The following is a 22,772-nucleotide window of genomic DNA, read 5'->3' as shown; positions in this document are numbered from 1 at the left end:
CCTGGCGGTTTCCAGGGTACGCCGGGGGACTGACAAGGCCGTAGGCCTTTTCCGCGAGACCGGGCCTCAGGCGGAGCGGCCGAAGCCGATCGTGGGGACGGCCCGGCGCAGCGGCCAGGGACGGGCCAGTTCCGCCGGGACCAGGTCCGCGAGGAAGGCGTACCGGCGCAGGGCCGCCGGGTCCTGGTCGTCGTAGGACTGGATCTTCCGCCACCAGGCGCCGATCTCGGCCCAGCCGGGGGCGGAGAGGGAGCCGCCGAACTCCTGGACCGAGAGCGCCGCGGTGAGGCCCGCGAAGGCCAGGCGGTCGGCGAGAGGCCAGTTCGCGAGGGTGCCGGTGACGAAGCCGGCGACGAAGACGTCCCCGGCGCCGGTGGGGTCGAGGGCCTCCACGGCGATGGCGGGCACCTCGGCGGTCTCCCCGGTCCGCCGGTCCACGGCGTAGGCGCCCTCGGCGCCGAGGGTGACGACGGCGAGCGGGACGTGTTCGGTGAGGGCGTGGGCGGCGGCGCGCGGGCAGGTGGCGCCGGTGTAGCGCATGGCCTCCTCGGCGTTGGGCAGGAAGGCCTCGCAGTGTGCGAGGTCGGCGAGGCCCGCGAGGTCCCAGGCGCCGGTCTCGTCCCAGCCGACGTCGGCGAAGATGCGGGTGCCCTTGGCGGCGGCCTGGGCGATCCAGGGGGCCTGCTTGCCGGGTTCCAGGGAGGCTACGGCGGCACGCGCGCGTGGGGGGCAGTCGGGGGCGGGCTCCTCCGGGGGCGGTTCGTGGCCGTGGGAGACCATCGTGCGCTCGCCCTCGTAGGCCATGGAGACCGTCACCGGGGAGTGCCAGCCGGGGACGGTGCGCGAGGGGTCGAGGTCGATGCCCTCGCCCTGCTGCAGTGCGTCCCAGCAGTACTCGCCGTAGTGGTCGTCCCCGAAGGCGGCGGCGAGGGAGGTGCGCAGGCCGAGGCGGGCCAGCGCGGTCGCCATGTTGGCGACGCCGCCGGGGCTCGAACCCATCCCGCGGGCCCAGGACTCGGTCCCGCGCACCGGGGCGGAGTCGAGCCCGGTGAAGATGATGTCGAGGAAGACGGTGCCCGTGAGATACACGTCCCAGGGCGGATCGGCGGGCCTGCGCAGTGCGGCCAGGGGATCGACCTGGGCCGGGCACTGCGGTGCCCCGGCGAAGGTGGCGGAGGGTCCCTTTCCGGTGGACGCGGCGGACGCGATCACGGTGCGCTCCCTGACGTGGTGCGGATCAGGCCAGTGTGCACCACGCCACTGACAACACGCCGCCGCGCACCTCTGGACCAGGGGTCGCGTCAAACCACCCCAGCCCCCGGGCGTGCCACCCGCGTGCCCCGGCTGCCGCCCTGGTCCCACGACCCGGGGCCGCCTTCGCCGGGTGACGCACAGATCCGGTCACCGGACTCGGCGCCCCAGCCCTTGCCGAGCGGACGCAGATCCGGTCACCGGACTCGACGCCCCAGCCCTTGCCGAGCGGGCGCACATCCGACCTACGCCCCCGCCGCGCCCTGCCCGCATCGCCCCCGTCAGGCCCGCGGTCCCCCGCCACGCAAGGACGGGCCCGGCCTCGCGCCCGCCACCCCGCCACACAGGCACAGCCCCCGGAGGAGCCCGCCCCCGGCTGCCCTCCACGCGCGCGTGCCGCCGTGGCCTCCCTGGAACCCGGCAAGGGGGTCCTGGATCGCCCGGGCCGTCGCCAAGGGCGCCGCATCTTCGCCGACGTCGGCTGGACGAGACCGGCACCTGGGACCTCGCGGGCCTCGCCGACCCTGCCACAGCCCCGGCCTCGCCCTTCGCCCCGACAGGTCCCCGCTCCCAATCAGACCCCCGCGCCCCCCGCCCCCACCACCCGCGCCGCCCCCGGATTCGCCCGTGGCGATGCCGTTCCCGGGGTCTTCGCCAGGCGGGTGCGGGTTCGGTCGTTGCGGCCGCCGCCGCGGACCAGGAGCACGCTCAGGGCGGCCAGGAAGCCGACGATCGTGAGGCCGACCAGGCCCCCCTTCGTGGAACCCGTGGTGTCCTCGATGAGGCCGAAGGCGGTGGGGGCGACGAAGCCGCCGAGGTTGCCGATCGAGTTGATCAGGGCGATGCCGGGAGCGGCGGCCCGGGCGTCCAGGTAGCTCTGGGGGATCGTCCAGAAGATCGGGGACGCCGGTTTGAAGCCCATCGCGGCCAGGCACAGGGCGCCGAGGCCCGCCCACGGCGACACGAACACCGCGAGCAGCGTGCCGCAGCCGCCGAGCACCAGCAGCGCCATCAGGATCGGCCGCCGCTTGCCGATGCGGTCCGAGAGCCGTCCGCTGACGTACACCGCCCCGATCGCGCACAGCCACGGCACGGACGTCAGCAGCCCGACCTGGAACTCGCTCAGCCCGCCGATGTCGTCCACGATCGAGGGCAGCCAGAACGTCACCGCGTACAGGGCGACGTTGACGGCGAAGTAGATCCACAGGAAGAGCAGCATCTGGGGATCGGCGAGCAGCCTCCAGCGGGAGACCCGGGCGCCGGCGGTCTCCCGTCCGTCCTGCTCGGCGTCGATCACGGCGACCAGGCCGTCCTTCTCCTCCTGGGTCAGCCAGTCCGCGGTCTCGATGCCGGAGTCGAGGAAGCGGTAGACGACGAAGCCGAGGACCACGGAGAAGACGCCCTCGATGAAGAACATCCACTGCCAGCCGGAGTGCCCCCAGACGCCGTGCATCTCCATCAGCGCCCCGGAGACCGGACCGACGATCACGGTCGCCGTCCCGGAGCCCATCAGGAAGACCGACGTGGCGCGTCCCCGGTGGGAGTCCGGCAGCCAGCGGCTGAAGTAGTAGATGACCGCCGGGAAGAACCCCGCCTCGGCGACGCCCAGCAGGAAGCGCAGCGCGTAGAACATCTCGACGCTGGTGACGAAGGCCATCGCGGTGGCCACGATGCCCCAGCTGATCATGATCCGGGTGAGCCAGACCTTCGCGCCGAAGCGCTCCATCAGCATGTTGGAGGGGATCTCGAACAGGGCGTAGGCGATGAAGAAGATGCCCGCGCCGAGCCCGAAGGCGGCGGCCGACAGGCCCACGTCGGCCCTCAACTCGTCCTGGGCGAAACCCAGGTTGACGCGGTCCATGTAGTTCGCGACGAACATCACGAAGAACAGCGGGACCACTCGGCGGAAGATCTTGCGGATCGCGGACCGGACGGCGGGCGAATGCACTTCGGGGACTGCTGCTGACACGAGCGGCTCCGATCGTGGGCAGGGGACGGGGAGTTGAGCGAGGAGCGACTACCAGCGCGGCACCGACGGCGTGACCCACTCCGGGTCCGCGGCCCTCATCGCCGCCGCGTCGTCGCGCTCGCGCAGAGCGCCGTCGTCGTCGAGCCAGCGCCGGTGCAGGAACCGCAGCCGGTCGTGGTCGAGTTCGACGCCGAGGCCGGGGGCGTCGGAGACGGCGACCTTGCCGTCCTGGAAGCGGAGGCGCTCGGTGAGGACGTCCTCCGACTGCCACGGGTAGTGGGAGTCACAGGCGTGGTGGAGGTTCGGGACGGTCGACGCCACGTGGGTCATCGCGGCCAGGGAGATTCCGAGGTGGGTGTTGGAGTGCATCGACACCCCGACTCCGAAGGTGCGGCAGATCGCGGCGAGCTGCTGGGTGTTGCGCAGGCCGCCCCAGTAGTGGTGGTCCGACAGGACCACCTGGACCGCGTCCTTGACGAACGCCTCCTTGATCTCGGCGAACGTCGTCACGCACATGTTGGTCGCGAGCGGCACGTCGGTCCCGGCGGAGACCTCCGCCATCGCCGGAGTCCCGAGCGCCGGGTCCTCCAGGTACTCCAGGACGTCCCCGAGTTCCTTCGCCACCGTCAGCGAAGTCGCCACCGACCAGGCGCCGTTGGGGTCCAGCCGCAGGGGATGTCCGGGGAAGGCCGCCGCGAGCGCCCGTACCGCCGCGATCTCCTCCTCCGGCGGAAACACCCCGCCCTTCAGCTTGAACGAGGTGAACCCGTACCGCTCCTTGAACCTCCGCGCCTGCTCCACCACCCCGGCCGGATCGACCGCGGCACCCCAGTCGTCCTTCTCCGCGGCCACGCCCGCCGGGTGGTCGGCCCACTTGTAGAACAGGTAGGCGCTGTACTCCACCGCGTCCCGCACCTTGCCCCCGAGCAGCGCGTGCACGGGCTGCCCGAGCGCCTTGCCGAGGGCGTCGAGACACGCCACCTCGAAGCCGGAGACCACGGACAACCGGAGTTTGTCGGCGGTCTGCACGCCGCGCAGGCCTCCGACATCCACCTGCCCGGAGACCCGGGAGCCGTCGACGGCCACTTCCTCGGCCACGGTGAGGAGACCGTTCAGGTCGCTCACCCGACGGCCGATCAGCTTCTCCGCGAAGGGCCGCGCGAGCTCCAGGTACTTGGTGTCCCCGTACGTCTCCCCCACCCCGACCAGACCGTCGGCGGTCACCACCTCCACGATCAGCCGGGGCGTGTAGGGCTGGTGGACGCCCTGGGTGTTGAGCAGGGGCGGGTCGGCGACGAGGATCGGCGTCAGCCGGACGTCCGTGATGGTGAGGTTCACAGTGCGGCTCCTACGAGGTTCAGTCCGGTGGTGAGCAGGGTCTTCAGCTCGGCCAGGTCGGCGGCCGAGGGATCGGTGAGCGGGGCGCGCACCGGGCCCACCCGCCGGCCCCGCAGCCGCGCCGCCGCCTTGACCAACGACACCGCGTATCCGGGCACCCGGTCGCGGAGTTCGACGAGCGGCACGTAGAAGTCGCGCAGCAGCCGCTCCACCGTCTTGTCGTCGCCGTCGCGCAGGGCGGCGAAGAAGGCGTTCGCGATCTCCGGCGCGAAGGCGTGCACGGCGGAGGAGTAGGCGGGGACGCCGACGGAGGCGTAGGCGCGGGCCTGGATCTCGGCGGTGGCGGCGCCGTTGAAGAACAGGAAGCCCTCGGGGGCGGCGAGGGTGAGGCGCTGGAGGCGGTCGAGGTCGCTGTGGCCGTCCTTGAGCCCGATGACGTTCGGGAGGGCGGCGATCCGCCGCAACGACTCGGCGGTGAAGGCGACTTGACCGCGCTGGTAGGCGACGATCGGCAGACCGGTCCGGGCCGCGATGTGCTCCACCTGGGCCACCAGCCCCTCCTGCGGCGCCGCGACGAGATAGTGCGGCAGGACCAGCAGGGCGTCGGCGCCCGCCTCCTCGGCGATGCGCGCGAACCGTACGGCCTGCGCCCAGCCGTACCCGGTGCCGGCGACGACGGGCAGCCGCCCGCCCGCCTCCGCCACCGCGATGCTCACGACGGTCCGGTACTCCTCCTCGTCCAGCGAGAAGAACTCCCCCGTGCCACAGGCGGGGAAGAGCGCCGCGGGCCCGGCGGCGACGCACTCGGCGACATGGGCGCGGAATCCGCCGGGATCGAGGGAGCCGTCGTCGTGAAAGCTCGTCAGCGGGAAGGACAGCACCCCGCCCGCCAGCGTTTCGGTATCGAGGACCACCGGTATCCATCTCCCCATGCAGACGTCATCCACGTATGTAGATGGAGGTTAGATACGCGAACACCGGCCGTCAATGGTGCGACCCCGCCGGATCACGATCCCGCCGGATTACGATCGGCCCATGTCAGAGTCAGGCGGCGTCCGCGAAGTGAAGTCGGCCGCGCGTACGGTCGAACTGCTCGAACTCCTCGCCGCCCGCGGCGACCGCCCGGCCCGGCTCCAGGAGCTGGCGGACGAGCTGGACGTCCCGCGCAGCTCCATGTACGCGCTGCTGCAGACCCTCATCTCGCGCGGCTGGGTCCGCACCGACGTCACCGGCTCGCTCTACGGCATCGGCATCCACGCCCTGCTCACCGGCACCAGCTACCTGGACTCCGACCCCCGGGTCCGCGCGGTGCGCCCCTACCTCGACGAGGCGTCCGAGGCGCTGGGCGAGACCATCCACATGGGGCGCCTGGACGGGCGGGACGTGGCCTACCTGGCGACCCGCGAGTCGCACGAGTACCTGCGCACCATCAGCCGCGTGGGCCGCCGGCTGCCCGCGCACGTGGGCGCGCTCGGCAAGGCGCTGCTGGCCGAACGCCCCGACACCGCGCTGCCGGACGGGCCGTACGAGGCACGCACCCCCCGCACCCACACCGACAGCGCCTCCTTGGCGGCCGACCTCGCCCAGGTGCGGGAGCGCGGCTACTCCGTCGACCGCGAGGAAGGCGTCACCGGCATCGTCGGCTTCGGCTTCGCGCTGCGCTACGACCGCCCCGCCCAGGACGCGATCAGCTGCTCGGTACCGGTGGCCCGGCTGACCCCGGGGCACGAGGAGCGGATCGTCGCCGTGATGCGGGAGATCCGGGCGAAGATCGAGGCCGTGGTGCCGTCCGGCGGGTCCGCCGGCGGCTCGGTGCACTGGCGTTAGCGGCCACTGCTACCCCACCCGACCCGGGCCAAACGGAATGTGCCCCGGATCACACCATCCCCCCTTCTTCGCGCCTGCCCTCGCTTGATACAAATTGCCCGCGCGTTCCTGTCCGTCGACGGTCGTCGCCCAATCCCCCTTCTGAGCCGCTTCTTTCGCATGCCCTGGGAACGCCCGTGTCCGCCCCCCGCACCACCCTGCCCTGGCCCCTCGTCGCCCTTTTCACGGCCGGGTACCTCGCCCCCTACCTCCTCCCGACGACCGTCGGCAGGCTCGACTCGGGGCTCCCCCTCACCGCCACGCAGGCGGGCGCCATCGGCAGTGCGCTGCTGCTGAGTTCGGCGTCCGCGGGCTTCCTGCTCGCCTCCCGCGTCGACCGCCTCGGCCCCCGCCTCCTCGCCCGCCTCGGCCTCACCCTCGCCGTCCTCGGCTACGGCTCAGCCGCCCTCACCGACTCCGTCCCGGCCGTGGTGGCCGGCGCGCTGGCCGGCGGCTTCGGCTCCGGTACGGCGACGGCGGTGGCGGCCACCGGAATCGCCGGCCGCCCCGACCCGCACCGCGTCACGACGTACGGCCTGCTCGGCGTCTCCGCCCTCGCGGGCGCGGTGTATCTGACGGTCCCGCACCTCGGCCCCGGCCACGGCCAGCCGCTCGCGGCGATCGCGCTCACGGCGCTGGCGGTCTGGCCGCTGACGGGCCGCCTCCCGGCCGCGGGACCCGGATCCCGGCCGCGGCACGACGACACCGGCCGCCTCCCCCACCTGCGCTCCGGACTCGTCCTCGGCGCGGCCCTGATGTGCTGGTCCCTCGCCCAGAACTCCCTGTGGGGCGTCAGCGGCCGGATCGGGCTCACCCAGGCGCACCTGAGCGAGGTCACGGTCGGCGCGGTGTTCGCGGTGGCGCTGGGCGCGGGCCTGCTGGGCGTGGTCGCGGCGAGCGCGATCGGGCCCCGGCTCGGACTCGCGCTCCCCATCGGCGCGGGTACGGCGGTCATCGCGGCCTGTATCGCGGTGAGCGCGTCCGCGACGGACCTCACGACCTTCGCGGCCGGCGAGATCGCCTGGAACGCCCTCTACCCGATCGTCCTGTCCTACGTCATCGGCCTCGCCGCGTCCCTCGACGGGCGGGGTCGCTGGGCGGTGCTGGTGGGTTCGGCGTCGTCACTCGGCACGGCGGCGGGACCGCTGACCGGGAGTCTGCTGTCGGCCGCCGCCGGGTTCCCCGCGATGGGGGCGGTGCTGGCGGCGGGCCTGTTGGTGGTCGCCGTACCGATGACGCTGGTGGCGGTGGGTGCGGGCAGGCGACCGCTCCCGGTGGTCGAGATCCCGGTGGAGACACACGTCTACGACAGGGCAACGGCCGCTTGATCCGCGGGTGCGGGTGCTCTGGGGCTGGTCGCGCAGTTCCCGCGCCCCTGGGGAGTTCTAGAACTCGTACGCCTCCACCTCGGCGAGATACCGCGCCCGCCGCTCCTCGTCGTGCTCCAGGAAGCTCGCCACGAACGAGTTCCGGGCCAGCTCGCGCAGGCGCTCCTCGCTCAGGCCCAGCGCCGAGCGCACCGCGTCGAAGTTGTCGCCCGCGTAGCCGCCGAAGTACGCCGGGTCGTCGGAGTTGACCGTGCACAGCAGGCCCGCGTCCAGCATCGCCGGGAGGGGGTGGTCCGCCAGGACGTCCACCGTGCGCAGCCGGACGTTCGACAGCGGGCAGAGCGTCAGCGGGACCCGGTCCCGGACGAGCCGCTCGACCAGCTCCGGGGACTCCATGCACCGCAGCCCGTGGTCGACGCGCTCCACGCCGAGGACGTCCAGGGCCTCGGTGATGTACTCCGGCGGGCCCTCCTCACCGGCGTGCGCCACGCGCCGCAGTCCCAGGGCCGCCGCCGCCTCGTACACCTCGCGGAACTTCACCGGCGGATGCCCGACCTCGGCGGAGTCGAGGCCGACGCCGACGATCCGGTCGAGGTACGGCTTCGCGGCCTCCAGGGTCTCCAGCGCGCTCTCGGCCGACTCGTCGCGCAGGAAGCACATGATCAGCTGGGTGGAGACGCCGTGCGCGGACTCGCTGCCGCCCAGTGCCCGCCACAGCCCCTCCACGACCGTGCCCATGGACACGCCCCGCGCGATGTGCGCCTGCGGGTCGAAGAAGATCTCCGCGTGCCGCACGCCCTGCGCGGCGGCGCGGGCGAGATAGGCGTTGGCGAGGTCCTCGAAGTCCCGCTCGGTGCGCAGGACGGCCATGAGCTCGTAGTACAGGTTCAGGAAGGACTGGAGATCCTCGAACTGATACGCCTTGCGCAGCTCGTCGGTGTCCGCGTACGGCAGCTCGACGCCGTTGCGCGCGGCCAGCTCGAAGGCCAGCTCGGGCTCCAGGGTGCCTTCGATGTGGAGGTGCAGTTCTGCTTTCGGGAGGGGCATCAAAGCATCGTACGGGCGTTTCAGCGACGTTTCGGAACCGGCACCCGCAGCAGATCGTGCGCCACCGTCAGCTCCCCCTCGAACCCGGCCGCCCGTGCCTGCCGTTCGAACTCGTCGGGCTCGGAGTAGCGCTGGCTGAAGTGCGTCAGCACCAGATGCCGTACGCCCGCGTCCCGGGCCGCGCGCGCCGCCTGTCCGGCGGTGAGGTGGCCGTGCTCGACGGCGAGGTCGGTGTCCTCGTCGAGGAAGGTCGACTCGATGACGAGCAGATCGCAGCCGTCGGCCAGCTCGTGCACGCCGTCGCAGAGCCGGGTGTCCATGACGAACGCGAACCGCTGCCCCCGGCGCACCTCGCTGACGTCGTCCAGCCGCACACCCCCGAGGGCGCCCTCCCGCTGGATCCGCCCGACGTCGGGGCCCTTGATGCCGTGCGCGGCGAGCCGGTCGGGCAGCATGCGGCGGCCGTCGGGCTCGACGAGGCGATAGCCGTACGACTCGACGGGGTGCGAGAGCCTGCGCGCCTGCAGCACGTAGGCGGGGCCGGCGGCGAGGTCGCCGTTCTCGCTCACCGGTGCCTCGGTGATGCCCACGGTCTCGCGGTAGGCCGTGGAGTAGCGGAGGCGGTCGAAGAAACGCTGGCCCGACTTCGGGTAGTGCGCGGTGATCTCGTGCGGCACCTTGTCGAGGTTGATCCGCTGGATGACCCCGGCGAGGCCGAGCGAGTGGTCGCCGTGGAAGTGCGTGACGCAGATCCGGTTCAGGTCGTGGGCGGCGACTCCGGCGCGCAGCATCTGGCGCTGGGTGCCCTCGCCGGGATCGAAGAGGATGCCCTCTCCGTCCCAGCGCAGGAGGTAGCCGTTGTGGTTGCGGTGCCGGGTCGGGACCTGGCTCGCGGTGCCGAGGACCACCAATTCACGTACGGACACGACGACTTACCCGGGCGGCCACTGCATGCCACGGCCGCCGAGGACGTGGGCGTGCGCGTGGAAGACGGTCTGGCCGACGCCGGCGCCGGTGTTGAAGACGACCCGGTAGGCCTCGAGCTTCTCCTCGTCCGCGACGGCCTTCGTCTCGGTCAGCACATCGGCGGCGAGGGTGGGTTCGGCGGCGGCGAGTTCGGCGGCGTCGGCGTAGTGCGCCTTGGGGATCACCAGGACGTGGGTGGGCGCCTGGGGGTTGATGTCCCGGAAGGCGATGGTCGTGCCGGTCTCGCGGACGATCGTCGCGGGGACGTGGCCCTGAGCGATTTTGCAGAACAGACAGTCGTCCTGGGGTTCCCCTGCCATGACGTTCCTTTCGCCTGAGGTGTCGGTGTGCATCGTAGCGAGCGGGTCACGGCAGCGCGGGAGGCACCTTCGCCGGAGTCCCCTCCAACGCCTCCAGCGCGATCCGCACGGCCTCGTCCAGCTGCGCGTCCCGGCCCGCCGCGTAGTCCTGGGGCCGCTGCACCACCTCCACGTCCGGGTCGACCCCGTGGTTCTCCACCCCCCAGCCGTAACCCTCGAGCCAGATCGCGTACTTCGGCTGGGTGATGAGCGTGCCGTCGACCAGGCGGTAGCGGCTGTCGATGCCGATCACACCGCCCCAGGTGCGGGTGCCGACCACCGGGCCGATGCCGAGCGCCTTGATGGCCGCGTTGACGATGTCGCCGTCGGAGCCGGAGAACTCGTCGGCCACGGCCACCACGGGGCCGCGCGGGGCGTCCTCGGGGTAGCTGTAGGGGCGCGTGCCCCGCGGGACTCCCCAGCCGACGATGCGGCGGGCCAGCTTCTCGACGACCAGTTGGGAGGTGTAGCCGCCCCGGTTCTCGCGGATGTCGACGATCAGGCCCTCGTGGGCCACCTCGACGCGCAGGTCGCGGTGGATCTGGGCCCAGCCGGGGGCCTGCATGTCGGGGACGTGGAGGTAGCCGAGACGGCCGCCGGACCGTTCGTGGACGTGGGCCCGCCGGCCGGCCACCCAGTCGTGGTAGCGCAGGGGCTCCTCGTCGGCGACCGGGATCACCACGGCGTGCCGCGGGTCTCCGCCGCCCGCCGGGGAGATCGTCAGCTCGACGGGCCTGCCCGCCGTGCCCACCAGCAGGGGTGCGGGTCCGGTCACCGGGTCCACCGGGATCCCGCCGACGGCGACGATCGCGTCCCCGGCCCGTACCGCCACCCCGGGTGCCGCGAGCGGGGCCCGGGCCTGCGGGTCGGAGGTCTCCGAGGGAAGGATGCGGTCGACGCGCCAGGTGCCGTCCTCGTGGCGGGAGATGTCCGCGCCGAGCAGGCCTTGGCGGGGGCCGCCGGAGCCGCCGCGCGTGATGACGTACGCGTGCGAGGTGCCGAGCTCGCCCTGGACCTCGTAGAGGAGGTCCACCAGGTCGTCGTGGGTGGCCACGCGGTCCAGCACCGGGCGGTAGCGGTCGAGTACGCCGGACCAGTCCACGCCGCTCATGTCGACGCGCCAGAAGTGGTCCCGCATGACGCGGCCCGTCTCCTCGTACATCTGGCGCCACTCGGCGGCCGGGTCGATCAGATGCCGCACCCGGCCGAGGTCGACGCCGATGTTGCTGTCGCTGTCCTCGTCGCCCGAGGCCCGCCGGTCGCTGGGCACGACCTTGAGCCGGCCGTCGGTCCACAGCAGCACCCGCTTGCCGTCGCCGCTGACCTCGAAGTGGTCGGCGTCGGCGGCCAGATGCTCCACGCGCTGCTGGACGAGGTCGTAACGCTCCAGCTCGGTCTTGGGGTCGGGGTCGTCCGGGGCGGCCCGGGAGGCGCCGAGTTCGCCGGTGACCGGGTGGCGCAGCCACAGCACGCCGTCCTTGGCGGCCCGCAGGTGGGTGTAGCGGGCGGCCTCGACGGGGAACGGCACGATCCGGTCGGCGAGCCCTTCGAGGTCGATCCGCGTGGTGGGGGTGCCCTCGCTGTCGGGCGTCTCGTCCTTGTCGGGCGCGTCGAAGGGGCGGCCGTGCCGCTGTGGTCCGAACGGCGAGGGCGTCGTCGCGGCCAGCGTGATCAGGTACGGGCGGGAGCCGGCCACGAAGGCCAGGTCGAAGACGTGCTCGTCGTAGACCGGGTCGAAGGAGCGGGCCGACAGGAACGCGAGGTGCCTGCCGTCCTGGGTGAACGCCGGGGCGTAGTCCTGGAAGCGCAGCGGGGTGGCCTCGGTGACGGACAGGTCCGTGGTGTTGGCCAGCCGCAGCTGGCTCAGCGGGGTCGGTCCGGGGTGCGACCAGGCCAGCCAGGCGGAGTCGGGCGAGAAGACGAGGCCGGAGACGTCGCCGTCCTCGCTGCGGTCGACCTCGCGGACCTCGCCGGTCTCCCGCTCGACGAGCAGGACGCGCCCGTCGTGCGCGGCCACGGCGGCCCGGCTGCCGTCGGGGGCCATGGCGAGGCCGAGGACCCGGCCGAGCTGTCCGGCGGCGAGCCGGCGCGGGGTGGCGCCCGGGGCGAGCCCGGTGGCGGGGGCGAACTCCAGCGCGTCGTCGCCCTCGGCGTCGGTCACCCACACCACCCATTCCTCGCCGTCGACGCGGAACGTACGGGGCTTGCGGGCCCGTACGCCGGGTTCGGCGGCCAGCGCCCGGGTCGGGCCCGAGCGGTGGGTGACCCAGTGGACGGAGCCGCGCACCAGGACGGCGCTGCCGCGCGCGGTGTGGTCGGGGGCGGCGGCGCCGAACCAGCGGGCCGCGTTGACCGGGTGGGGGCGGCGGTCGGTGCGCTGGCCGCCGAGCCGGATGTCGAGCCGGCGCGGCTCGGCGCCGTCCAGGTCGTCGAGCAACCAGAGTTCACCGGCCGAGGCGTAGACGATCCGGGTGCCGTCCCCGGCCGCGTGCCGGGCGTAGAAGCCGTCCAGGGGCGTGTGGCGGCGCAGGTCGGAGCCGTCGGCGAGGGAGGAGTAGAGCGCGCCCGTGCCCTCGTGGTCGCTGAGGAAGGCGATCCGGTCACCGGCCCAGACGGGGTACTCGAGGTTCCCGTCGAGCTCCTCGTGCAGCCGGACGAACTCGCCCCGCCCCTCCCGGTCGATCCACAACTTGCCCGCCCGGCCGCCCCGGTAGCGCTTCCAGTGGGCCGCCTCCAGGCTCATGGTCGCGGACAGCAGCACGGTGTGCGGCCCGTGGGCCACGTCCCCGACGATGCCGTACGGCAGGGTCGTCGCCGGTCCGCCGTCGAGCGGGACGGCGTGCGCCCAGGTGCGGTCCCGGCTCGCCTGGCCCCGGCAGCTCACCGCGAGGACGTGCCCTTCGGGGGTCCAGCCGCGGACCCGGGTCCGGGCGCCCCAGTGCGTCAGCCGGGTGGCGGGGCCGCCGGTCACCGGGGCGGTGTACACCTCGGAGGCGCCGTCGCGGGTGGAGGTCCAGGCGACGGTGGTGCCGTCGGGCGAGATGCGCGGCAGGGCGACCGGCACGTTGTCGGCGCTGACCCGCCAGGCCCGGCCGCCGTCCAAGGGGGCGAGCCAGACGTCGTCCTCGGCGGTGAAGGCGACCAACTCGCCGTGCGGATGCGGGAACCGGAGATAGGCGGATGTCACCCGATCACCCTACGCAGTGCGGTCACCGTCGGTCCGGGGTTTCCGATCACTTGCCCTCGGGCCAGCACTGCGGGTCCTCCTTGCAGTACAGCGTCTTGGTGACGGTCACCGTCACCGTGGGCCCGGGCTGCTGGGCTCCGCCGCTCGGCGGGGTGATCGGGGAGGGCGTGCCGTCGCAGTCGCCGAGACCGTCGACCTCGAACCACGTCTTGCCGTCCACCTTCGCGGTGAGGTGTCCGCGTACGCACTTGTTGTCGATCGCGCGGGTGACGAGGCCGTCGACGGTGATGTCCTTGCCGTCCTTGGTCTTGCCGGTGCAGTCGACCTCGGCGACGGTCTCCTCGCCCGCGCTCGGCGTCGATCCGTCGCCGTCGTCGCCGTAAGAGGCCCGGCAGGTGAGCCACTGGACGTCCGCCTTCTGGCGCTCCAGCTCATCCGTCACCGTCTTGTCGGTGGTCCACGCGATGGACGCGGTGCTCATGCCGACGGCGTCGCACGCGACCGCCCCGCCGACGGCCAGCACGACCAGTCCCGCCGCTCCCGCCACACGTGCCCCGCGCGGGCGGGCCCAAATCCGTCTCAATACCCCCATGGAGGGCAGCCTCCCACTGTCCGGGCGGTCGCGGTAGAGCGCATACGGTCACTCAGCACTCCCGCACGTCACAATCGAGTGCCGTCCAACTGCCGCCGTACCGGAGGACCGTTGACACCCCCGCGGATCCGCTCGCCCCGACTCCTGCCGGGACCACGCGTCCCCGACGAGCCCCAGCAGAGTACCGAGCCGGGGCCCGACCCGGCGGCCGGACCGCCCGCGCCGCCGCGTCGGCGCCGGGTGCGGATGCTCGTCGACGTGGTCGATCAGCCGGACGAAGTGGCGTATGTCACGGCCCTGTTCGAGGAGCGCGGCTGGGCCGTGCGCCCGGACGAGGAGCCCTCCCCCGTCGCCCACCGCACCGCCCTCGTCGTCGAGGTCCGGCTGCACGGCGCCCGGCTCGGCGCCCTGCGCACGGCCACCATGGAGGTCGAACGACTGGTCAAACAGGCCGAATTGGGCGCCTGGGTGCGGGACGCGGCCCTCGTCGAGCACGAACGCCCGGCCAGGACGACGTACTACGTGCACCGCGCGCTGCCGACGCTGGGCCGGATGTGGATCCGGCTGGGCGGTGCGGACGAGCAGCGGGCGGTGACCGTACCGGCGGGCCCGGACTCCCGGCAGGAGGCGGAGGCCGAACTGACGGCCCGCACCCTCGGCGGCCGTCCCTTCGACGCGGCGGCGCACGCGCTGCGGGTCCCGGGCCACTCGGACGCGGACCCGCCGCGCGACGAGACCCCGCACGAGCGCCGGGTCCGGCTGGTGTGGCTGTGGGCGGCCCTGACGGGACTGGTCAACGCGATGGTCTGCGGGATGTACGTCGTCTGGGCAGAGGGCGCCTGGAAGCTGCTGCCCGCGTTGCTGAGCACGGCGGGGGCGCTGCCGCTGGGCCGGACCGCCAAGGAGACGCGCGCGAGCGGCCGGGGCGCCCAGTGGGCGGCGGGCCTCGCGGGCACCACGGCACTGGCCGCCTTCGGTGCCCTGGTGGGCCACGGCAGCCGCCCCGAGCAACTGCGGGCGGGCGTACTGGTGCTCGCCCTCGGCCTGTTCACGGCCGCCGGGGTGGTGCTGGCCGTCCGGCGCACCTTCTTCACCCGGCACGCGGCCTGGCTGGTGCCGCTGTCCGTGCCGGTGCTGTGGTCGATGGTGGGCTGGCTGGGCGGGCAGATGCACGCGGCCTACCTGGACCGCTTCGACATCCGCGCGGACGCCGTGCCGGTGTCCACCCTCGGCCGCTACTCGGCGGCGGCCGAGCCGATGGGGCTCGCCCTGGGCAGCGCGGTGTTCTTCGTGGCGGTCATCGGCTGGCTGCGCCACTTCCACCTGGGCCGGGACGGCAGCAACCGCCTCTTCGCCGTGGTCCTGGCCACCCTGCTGGGCGTGGTCTTCGCCCTGTCCGCGATCGGCATCGGCACCCGCGACGCGGCGAGCGCGGCGGGCCGGGCGGCGGAGAACGTCGCCCGCGAGGGCGCCCGCCCGCCGGACTACTTCGGCGTCTACGGCCACTTCGTCTGCGTACGCCCGGTGGACGCCTCCAAACCGCTCGCGGTCGACAACGGCCCGGTCCAGACCGACCACCAGGTGCTGTCCTTCGGCACCACGGGCGACTGGATCTGGCTCTGGGACCCGGCCCGCCGCAACGGCACCGTCCAGGAGTCCTTCGCGGTCCGCCGGGAGGACGTCCAGCTGCTCCCGGCGAACCGGTGCTGACCTGGTGTCAGCCCCAGCGGCCGGTGCGGCCGAGGAGCAGCGCGGCCGCCGCGGTCCCGGCGGTCGAGGTGCGCAGCACGGTGGGGCCGAGCACGTACGGCCGCGCCCCGGCCTCCGCGAACAGTGCCAACTCCTCCGGGGACACGCCCCCTTCGGGCCCCACGACCAGCACGATCTCGCCCTCGGCGGGCAGTTCGGCGGCGGCCAGCGGCTCGGTGCCGCTCTCATGGAGCACGGCGGCGAAGTCGGCCTCGGCGAGCAGCGCGGCGACCTGCTTGGCGGAGGCGGCGTCGGCGACCTCGGGGAAGCGGACGCGCCGGGACTGCTTGCCGGCCTCCCGCGCGGTGGCCCGCCACTTGCCGAGCGCCTTGAGGCCGCGCTCGCCCTTCCACTGCGTGATGCACCGGGACGCCGACCAGGGCACGATCGCGTCGACCCCGACCTCGGTCATGGTCTCGACGGCCACCTCCCCGCGGTCGCCCTTCGGCAGGGCCTGAACGACCGTGATGCGGGGCCGCGGCTCGGGCTCCTCGGTCACGGCGTCCACCCGGACGACCAGCCGGTCCTTGCCCTCGGCCGCCAGCACCACACAGTCCGCCCAGCGCCCGGCGCCGTCGGTGAGGACGACCTCCTCGCCGGTCCGCAGCCGCTTCACGGAGACGGCGTGCCGCCCTTCGGGACCGTCGAGGACGTACTGCCCGCCGGGGCCGGAGTCGAGCCGCTCGACGACGAAGACAGGAGCGGTCATCGCCCCGCACCCCCGTCCCCCGGGGTCGACAACGCTGTCCTGGCGGCGGCGAGTTCGGCCGCCAGCATCTCCACCAGCCGGCCCGCGGGCAGGTCCCGCGCCATCCGGTGGCCCTGCCCCGCCCAGAGCGCCATGCCCTGCGCGTCGCCCGCCTTGGCGGCCGCCTTGCGCAGCGGCGAGGTGAGGTGGTGGAGCTCCGGGTAGGCGGCGGGCGCGTACGGGCCGTGCTCGCGCATGAACCGGTTGACCAGGCCGCGCGCGGGGCGGCCGGAGAACGCCCGCGTCAACTCCGTACGGGTGAACAGGGGGTTGGTGAGCGCCTGCTTGTGCACGGCGTTGGCGCCGGACTCGGGGGTGGCGAGGAAGGCCGTGCCGAGCTGGGCGGCGGCGGCACCGGCGGCGAGCACGGCGGCGATCTGGCTGCCGCGCATGATGCCGCCGGCGGCCACGACGGGGATGCTCACGGTCTCGCGGACCTGGGCGATCAGCGACAGCAGTCCGAGCCCGGTCCCGTCGGTCTCCGGATTGTCGCGGTGGGTTCCCTGGTGTCCCCCGGCCTCGACGCCCTGGGCGATCACCGCGTCGGCGCCGGCGCGCTCGACGGCGAGGGCCTCCTCGGCGGTGGTGGCGGTGACGAGGGTGAAGGTGCCGGCCCGGCGCAGGGAGTCCAGCACGTCCCGGCTCGGGACGCCGAAGTGGAAGGAGACCACCGGCACGGGGTTGTCGAGCAGGACGGCGAGCTTGGCGTCGTAGCCGTCGTCCCGTCCGCTGTCGGGGTCGCCCAGCTCGGTCTCGTACCACCCGGCCTCACCGGCGAGCTGATGGGCGTACACGTCGATCGCCGCGGCGTCGGCGTACTCCGGCTGCGGCATGAAGAGGTTCACGCCGAACGGGCGCCCGGTGAGCCCTCGCAGCTGTTTGATCTCCTGGTACATGCCATCGGCGGTCTTGTACCCGGCGGCCAGAAACCCGAGCCCGCCGGCCTCGGACACGGCGGCGGCGAGCGTCGGCACGGAGACCCCGCCCGCCATGGGGGCCTGCACGATCGGAAGAGGAAAGAGATCGGTCAGCGCGGAGGACATGACGGCATGTTGTCACGTCCTCCGAACAAGTCCGAATCCACCCGTCCGTGTGGCATAGACCAAAGGCAACGCCGGGTCTTAACGCCCGTTGAACGCGTCCTTCAGCCGCGAGAACAACCCCTGCTGCCCGGGCTGGAACTGCCCCTGGGGCCGCTCCTCGCCGCGCAGCTTGGCCAGCTCGCGCAGCAGGCGTTCCTGTTCCGGGTCGAGCTTGGTCGGGGTCTGGACCTCGACGTGGACGATCAGGTCGCCCCGGCCGCCGCCGCGCAGGTGCGTGACGCCCCGGCCGTGCAGCGGGATCGACTGGCCGGACTGGGTGCCCGGGCGGATGTCGACCTCCTCCATGCCGTCGAGGGTCTCCAGCGGCACCTTGGTGCCGAGGGACGCCGCCGTCATCGGGATCGTGACCGTGCAGTGCAGGTCGTCCCCGCGCCGCTGGAAGGTCGAATGCGGCAGCTCGTGGATCTCGACGTAGAGATCACCGGCGGGACCGCCACCCGGCCCGACCTCGCCCTCGCCGGCCAGCTGGATCCGGGTGCCGTTGTCGACACCGGCCGGGATCTTGACCGTGAGGGTACGGCGGGACCGTACGCGACCGTCGCCCGCGCACTCGGGGCACGGCGTCGGCACCACCGTGCCGAAGCCCTGGCACTGCGGGCAGGGCCGCGAGGTCATGACCTGCCCGAGGAAGGACCGCGTGACCTGCGAGACCTCACCACGGCCCCGGCACATGTCACACGTCTGCGCCGAGGTACCCGGCGCCGCGCCCTCGCCGCTGCAGGTGTTGCAGACGACGGCCGTGTCGACCTGGAGGTCCTTCGTGGTGCCGAAGGCCGCCTCGTCGAGCTCGACCTCCAGCCGGATCATCGCGTCCTGGCCGCGCCGCGTACGCGAGCGCGGACCCCGCTGGGACGCCGTACCGAAGAACGCGTCCATGATGTCCGAGAAGTTCCCGAAGCCACCCGCGCCGAAGCCGCCCGCGCCCGCGCCGCCCGCCTGCGAGAGGGGGTCGCCGCCGAGGTCGTAGACCTGCTTCTTCTGCGGGTCCGAGAGCACCTCGTAAGCGGCGTTGATCTCCTTGAACCGCTCCTGGGTCTTCGGATCCGGGTTGACGTCCGGGTGCAGCTCGCGCGCGAGCCGCCGGAAGGCCTTCTTGATCTCTTCCTGCGACGCGTCGCGGCGCACGCCGAGAACGGCGTAGTAGTCCGTGGCCACTTACGACTCCGCCAGGATCTGTCCGACGTACCGTGCCACTGCGCGTACCGCTCCCATCGTTCCCGGGTAATCCATGCGGGTCGGTCCGACCACGCCGAGCTTGGCGACTGCCTCGCCGCCCGAACCGTAGCCGACCGACACCACGGACGTGGAGTTGAGTCCCTCATAGGCGTTCTCGTGACCGATGCGTACGGTCATGCCCGAATCCCCGGCCTCGCCCAGGAGCTTGAGGAGCACGACCTGCTCCTCCAGGGCCTCCAGGACCGGCCGGATCGTGAGGGGAAAGTCATGCCCGAAGCGGGTGAGATTGGCGGTGCCGCCGATCATCAGCCGCTCCTCGTTCTCCTCGACCAGCGTCTCCAGCAGGGTGGAGAGAACGGCCGAGACCGTGCCCCGGTCCTCCATGTCGAAGCCCTCGGGGAGGTCCTCGACGAGCGTCGGGACATCGGTGAAGCGCCGGCCCGCGACCCGGCTGTTCAGCCGCGCCCGCAGATCGGCCAAGGACGTCTCGCCGAACGGCGCCGGACAGTCGACCATCCGCTGCTCGACCCGCCCGGTGTCCGTGATCAGCACGAGCATCACGCGCGCCGGGGCGAGCGAGAGAAGCTCGACGTGACGCACGGTGGAGCGGGTGAGCGACGGGTACTGGACGACCGCGACCTGCCGGGTGAGCTGCGCGAGCAGCCGTACGGTCCGCGCGACGACGTCGTCGAGGTCGACGGCGCCCTCGAGGAAGTTCTGGATGGCCCGCCGCTCCGGCGCCGTCATCGGCTTGACGCCGGCCAGTTTGTCGACGAAGAGCCGGTAGCCCTTGTCCGTCGGGATGCGCCCGGCGCTGGTGTGCGGCTGGGCGATGAACCCCTCGTCCTCCAGCGCCGCCATGTCGTTGCGGACGGTCGCCGGGGAGACGCCGAGGTTGTGCCGCTCGGTCAGGGCCTTCGACCCCACCGGCTCCTCGGTGCCCACATAGTCCTGGACGATGGCGCGCAGCACCTGCAGCCTGCGTTCGCTCAGCATCCGCGCACACCTCCAGAAGTCGTCCCCCAGTCCCCCGGGGCGCCTGCCTGGCACTCTGTCCAGCCGAGTGCCAGCGTTCCCGGCCCCAGTGTACGGCGGTGGGGTACACCCCGGGCAAGGTCGGTCCTGCTGTGACGGGTTGTACAGCTAGCGTCGCGGTATGACGGTGACTTGGGAAGAGCTCGGGTGGGAGCGGGTCGCGGCCGGGGTGGGGCGGTGCCGGCTGCCGGGCTGGGACTGCACGGCGGGGCTGGTCGTCGGGGAGGGCGAGGCCCTCGTGGTGGACGCCGGGTCGAGCCTGGCCGAAGGGGCGCGGCTGCGGCTGCGGGCGGAGGCGCTCGCCGGGCACCGTGTGACTCATCTCGCGCTGACCCATCCGCACTTCGACCACGTCTTCGGGGCGGCGGCCTTCGCGGGGGCGGAGGTCTACGGCGCGGTCGGCATCGAGTCGGTGTACGGCCCGCACGGCCGGGCGGAGCTGCGCGGGGACGCGGTGCGCAACGGCCTGGACGCGCGCGAGGCCGAGGAGGCGGCGGACACCCTGGTGCCGCCCCGCCACCACGTCTCCGGCGAGTGGACCCTGGACCTGGGTCCCGGCCGCCAGGTCCTGCTGGCGAACGTCGGCCCGGCGCACACCGCGCACGACCTGGTGGTCCTGGTGCCCGGCGACCCGGAGGTGGTCTTCTGCGGCGACCTGGTCGAGGAGTCCGGGCAGCCGCAGGCGGGCCCGGACGCCGTACCGTCCCACTGGCCGGCGGCCCTGGACCGGCTGCTGTCGCTCGGCGGCGAGGACGCGGTGTACGTCCCCGGTCACGGAGCGGTGGTGGACGCGCGGTTCGTACGGCGGCAGCGGGACGAGCTGGCGGCCCGCTTCGGCGTGTCGCGGTGACCGCCGGGGCGGTTCTCCTATCGTCATCCGAATGCGCCAGTACTCCGCCGACCTGACCCCTCCGTGGAAGAAGCCCAAGCCCGTCCCCGAGGTCGAGGCGGAGCCCGGCCTGGTGGTCGAGGAGCCCGGCACCGGCTTCTGCGGCGCGGTGATCCGCTGCGAGGCGGGCACGGTGACGCTGGAGGACCGCTTCGGCAAGCACCGGGTGTTTCCCCTGGAGCCGCGCGGCTTCCTGCTGGAGGGACGCGTGGTGACGCTCGTACGGCCGTCAGGAACGGCTCCGTCACGGCCCGCCCGGACCGCCTCCGGCTCGGTGGCCGTCCCCGGCGCCCGCGCCCGCGTGGCCCGCGCCGGCCGCATCTACGTCGAGGGGCGCCACGACGCGGAACTGGTCGAGAAGGTCTGGGGCGACGACCTGCGCGTCGAGGGCGTGGTGGTGGAGTACCTGGAGGGCGTGGACGACCTGCCGAGGATCGTGGCGGACTTCGCGCCCGGCCCCGACGCCCGTCTGGGCGTCCTGGTGGACCACCTGCTCCCCGGCACCAAGGAATGGCACATCGCCCAGTCGGTGACCAGCGAACACGCCCTGGTGGTCGGCCACCCGTACATCGACGTCTGGGAGGCGGTGAAGCCGTCGTCCCTGGGCATCGAGGCCTGGCCACGGGTGCCGCGCGGGGAGGACTGGAAGACGGGCGTGTGCCGGGCGCTGGGCTGGCCGTCGGAGAACACCGGCGCGGTGTGGCAGGCGATCCTGAAGCGGGTGAACTCCTACAAGGACCTGGAGCCGGAGCTGCTGGGCTGCGTCGAGCGACTCATCGATCACGTGACCGTGCCCTGACGGCCGCCACGGTCGTTGGCCGCGCGGGACCTGGTGGCTTCCTCTCCGCCGACGCGGAGGTGTTCCGTCGATCAACTCGTCCACGCGGCCGAGCAGGTCGTGCTCCCGGCCCCTGCCGGGTCGTTCCTTCAGTCCACCAGGTCGCGCACCACCGCGTCCGCCAGCAGCCGCCCGCGCAGCGTCAGCACCGCGCGCCCGTCGTCGTACGGCTCCTTCTGGAGCAGCCCGTCGGACAGGGCCCGGCGGGAGGCCGACAGGCCCGCCGGGCGCAGCAGGTCCAGCGGCGCCCCCTCCAGGAGCCGTAGCTCCAGCAGGATCCGCTCGACCCGGCGGTCCTCCGCCGAGAGCAGTTCGCGTCCCGCCCCCGGCGTACGCCCCGCCGCCAGCGCCGACGCGTACGCGCCCGGGTGCTTCACGTTCCACCAGCGCACCCCGCCCACGTGCGAGTGCGCCCCCGGGCCCGCCCCCCACCAGTCGGCGCCCCGCCAGTACAGCTCGTTGTGCAGGCACCGGCCCGCCTCCGAGGTGGCCCAGTTGGAGACCTCGTACCAGTCGAAGCCCGCCCCGGACAGCATGTCCTCCGCGATCAGGTACCGGTCCGCGTGGACGTCGTCGTCGGTCATCGGGACCTCGCCGCGGCGGATCCGGCGGGCCAGCTGCGTGCCCTCCTCGACGATCAGGGCGTACGCCGACACATGGTCCGGCCCGGCGCCGATCGCCGCCTCCAGCGAGGCCCGCCAGTCGTCGTCCGACTCGCCGGGCGTGCCGTAGATCAGGTCCAGGTTCACGTGCTCGAAGCCCGCCGCCCGCGCCTCCGCGACGCAGGCCTCGGGGCGGCCCGGCGTGTGCGTGCGGTCCAGGATCCTGAGCACGTGCCGCTTGGCGCTCTGCATGCCGAAGGAGATCCGGTTGAAGCCGCCCTCCCGCAGCGTGGCGAGGTACGCCGGGTCCACCGACTCCGGGTTCGCCTCCGTGGTGATCTCCGCGTCCGGCGCGAGCCCGAACTCGTCCCGGATCGCGCCCAGCATCCGCACGAGATCGTCCGCCGCCAGCAGGGTGGGCGTACCGCCCCCGACGAAGACCGTACGGACCGCCCGCCCGTCGTCGCCCAGTACCTTCCGCGCCAGCCGGATCTCGTCGGTGAGCGTGTCCGCGTAGTTGTCCCGGGAGGCCAGGACGCCGCCCGTGCCGCGCAGCTCGGTCGCGGTGTAGGTGTTGAAGTCGCAGTACCCGCAGCGGGTCGCGCAGTACGGAACGTGCAGGTAGAAGCCGAGCGGCCGGTCGGCCGCCCCGGCGAGCGCGGCGACCGGGAGCGCGCCGTCGTCGGGGACGGGCTCACCGTCGGGAAGTGCGGAAGGCATGCCCTCCAT

General features: G+C 73.2%; 19 protein-coding genes. 5 read left to right on the top strand and 14 right to left on the bottom strand.

All coding sequences use genetic code 11. From position 1 onward, the window contains the following. Positions 1–66: 66 nt before the first annotated feature. The 4 genes from AC068Z_RS23150 to AC068Z_RS23135 all read right to left on the bottom strand — a co-directional run bounded on the left by AC068Z_RS23150 (position 67) and on the right by AC068Z_RS23135 (position 5,490). Positions 67–1,212 carry a carbohydrate kinase family protein gene (locus AC068Z_RS23150; RefSeq protein WP_478558563.1) on the bottom strand — a complete coding sequence of 382 codons (1,146 nt, stop codon included), beginning with the start codon at positions 1,210–1,212 and terminating at the stop codon, positions 67–69. 613 nt (positions 1,213–1,825) lie between these two features. Further along, on the bottom strand, positions 1,826–3,199 hold the full coding sequence (locus AC068Z_RS23145; protein ID WP_478558652.1) for an MFS transporter: 1,374 nt from the start codon (positions 3,197–3,199) through the stop codon (positions 1,826–1,828). Between the two features lie 69 nt (positions 3,200–3,268). Further along, positions 3,269–4,558: a glucarate dehydratase family protein gene (locus AC068Z_RS23140; RefSeq protein ID WP_478558560.1), complete on the bottom strand. Its 1,290-nt coding sequence runs from the start codon at positions 4,556–4,558 to the stop codon at positions 3,269–3,271. Further along, positions 4,555–5,490 (bottom strand): 5-dehydro-4-deoxyglucarate dehydratase, encoded by a 936-nt coding sequence (locus AC068Z_RS23135; RefSeq protein ID WP_478558557.1) that lies wholly within the window; start codon positions 5,488–5,490, stop codon positions 4,555–4,557. The genes AC068Z_RS23140 and AC068Z_RS23135 overlap by 4 nt, the downstream gene beginning before the upstream one ends. A 103-nt stretch (positions 5,491–5,593) precedes the next feature. Here AC068Z_RS23135 and AC068Z_RS23130 point away from each other — a divergent pair, with 103 nt between their 5' ends. Continuing rightward, positions 5,594–6,385 (top strand): IclR family transcriptional regulator, encoded by a 792-nt coding sequence (locus AC068Z_RS23130; protein ID WP_478558554.1) that lies wholly within the window; start codon positions 5,594–5,596, stop codon positions 6,383–6,385. Positions 6,386–6,561: 176 nt separating this feature from the next. Next, positions 6,562–7,752, top strand: a complete 1,191-nt coding sequence (locus AC068Z_RS23125; protein WP_478558551.1) for an MFS transporter — start codon at positions 6,562–6,564, stop codon at positions 7,750–7,752. Positions 7,753–7,809: 57 nt separating this feature from the next. On the opposite strand, the gene AC068Z_RS23120 is transcribed toward AC068Z_RS23125, so the two are convergent. The 5 genes from AC068Z_RS23120 to AC068Z_RS23100 are packed head-to-tail and all read right to left on the bottom strand — an operon-like array spanning position 7,810 to position 13,903. Further along, positions 7,810–8,799, bottom strand: coding sequence for an adenosine deaminase (locus AC068Z_RS23120; RefSeq protein WP_478558548.1), 990 nt, complete (start codon positions 8,797–8,799; stop codon positions 7,810–7,812). Between the two features lie 20 nt (positions 8,800–8,819). After that, a complete protein-coding gene (locus AC068Z_RS23115) occupies positions 8,820–9,725 on the bottom strand; it encodes a ribonuclease Z (RefSeq protein WP_478558545.1) in 906 nt (301 codons plus the stop codon). A gap of 6 nt (positions 9,726–9,731) precedes the next feature. Continuing rightward, positions 9,732–10,085 (bottom strand): histidine triad nucleotide-binding protein, encoded by a 354-nt coding sequence (locus tag AC068Z_RS23110; RefSeq protein ID WP_478558542.1) that lies wholly within the window; start codon positions 10,083–10,085, stop codon positions 9,732–9,734. 46 nt (positions 10,086–10,131) lie between these two features. Further along, positions 10,132–13,311, bottom strand: coding sequence for a S41 family peptidase (locus AC068Z_RS23105; protein ID WP_478558539.1), 3,180 nt, complete (start codon positions 13,309–13,311; stop codon positions 10,132–10,134). A 46-nt stretch (positions 13,312–13,357) separates the two neighbouring features. Further along, the gene (locus tag AC068Z_RS23100; RefSeq protein ID WP_478558536.1) at positions 13,358–13,903 is read right to left on the bottom strand and encodes a hypothetical protein; all 546 of its coding nucleotides are present in this window, start codon (positions 13,901–13,903) and stop codon (positions 13,358–13,360) included. Between the two features lie 111 nt (positions 13,904–14,014). Here AC068Z_RS23100 and AC068Z_RS23095 point away from each other — a divergent pair, with 111 nt between their 5' ends. Further along, positions 14,015–15,613, top strand: a complete 1,599-nt coding sequence (locus AC068Z_RS23095) for a hypothetical protein (RefSeq protein ID WP_478558534.1) — start codon at positions 14,015–14,017, stop codon at positions 15,611–15,613. A gap of 7 nt (positions 15,614–15,620) precedes the next feature. Here the strand turns inward: AC068Z_RS23095 and AC068Z_RS23090 are convergent, their stop codons facing one another. The 4 genes from AC068Z_RS23090 to hrcA all read right to left on the bottom strand — a co-directional run bounded on the left by AC068Z_RS23090 (position 15,621) and on the right by hrcA (position 19,675). Beyond that, complete coding sequence (locus AC068Z_RS23090) at positions 15,621–16,361, bottom strand: 16S rRNA (uracil(1498)-N(3))-methyltransferase (protein WP_478558531.1); 741 nt, start codon at positions 16,359–16,361, stop codon at positions 15,621–15,623. Then, on the bottom strand, positions 16,358–17,443 hold the full coding sequence (locus AC068Z_RS23085) for a nitronate monooxygenase (RefSeq protein WP_478558528.1): 1,086 nt from the start codon (positions 17,441–17,443) through the stop codon (positions 16,358–16,360). Before AC068Z_RS23085 ends, AC068Z_RS23090 begins: the two co-directional genes overlap by 4 nt. A gap of 78 nt (positions 17,444–17,521) precedes the next feature. Then, complete coding sequence (gene dnaJ, locus AC068Z_RS23080; RefSeq protein WP_451723871.1) at positions 17,522–18,658, bottom strand: molecular chaperone DnaJ; 1,137 nt, start codon at positions 18,656–18,658, stop codon at positions 17,522–17,524. Further along, positions 18,659–19,675, bottom strand: a complete 1,017-nt coding sequence (gene hrcA, locus AC068Z_RS23075; RefSeq protein WP_478558524.1) for a heat-inducible transcriptional repressor HrcA — start codon at positions 19,673–19,675, stop codon at positions 18,659–18,661. Between the two features lie 160 nt (positions 19,676–19,835). On the opposite strand from hrcA, the gene AC068Z_RS23070 reads away from it, so the two are divergent. Next, on the top strand, positions 19,836–20,564 hold the full coding sequence (locus AC068Z_RS23070; protein WP_478558521.1) for an MBL fold metallo-hydrolase: 729 nt from the start codon (positions 19,836–19,838) through the stop codon (positions 20,562–20,564). Between the two features lie 31 nt (positions 20,565–20,595). Further along, a complete protein-coding gene (locus AC068Z_RS23065; protein ID WP_478558518.1) occupies positions 20,596–21,402 on the top strand; it encodes a DUF3097 domain-containing protein in 807 nt (268 codons plus the stop codon). Positions 21,403–21,530: 128 nt separating this feature from the next. Here AC068Z_RS23065 and hemW read toward each other — a convergent pair whose 3' ends face one another. Next, positions 21,531–22,763 carry a radical SAM family heme chaperone HemW gene (gene hemW / locus AC068Z_RS23060; RefSeq protein WP_478558515.1) on the bottom strand — a complete coding sequence of 411 codons (1,233 nt, stop codon included), beginning with the start codon at positions 22,761–22,763 and terminating at the stop codon, positions 21,531–21,533. Between the last annotated feature and the right edge of the window lie 9 nt (positions 22,764–22,772).

The sequence above is a fragment of the Streptomyces sp. NPDC043726 genome (assembly GCF_056436565.1).
This window is presented reverse-complemented; position numbering and strand designations above follow the sequence as displayed.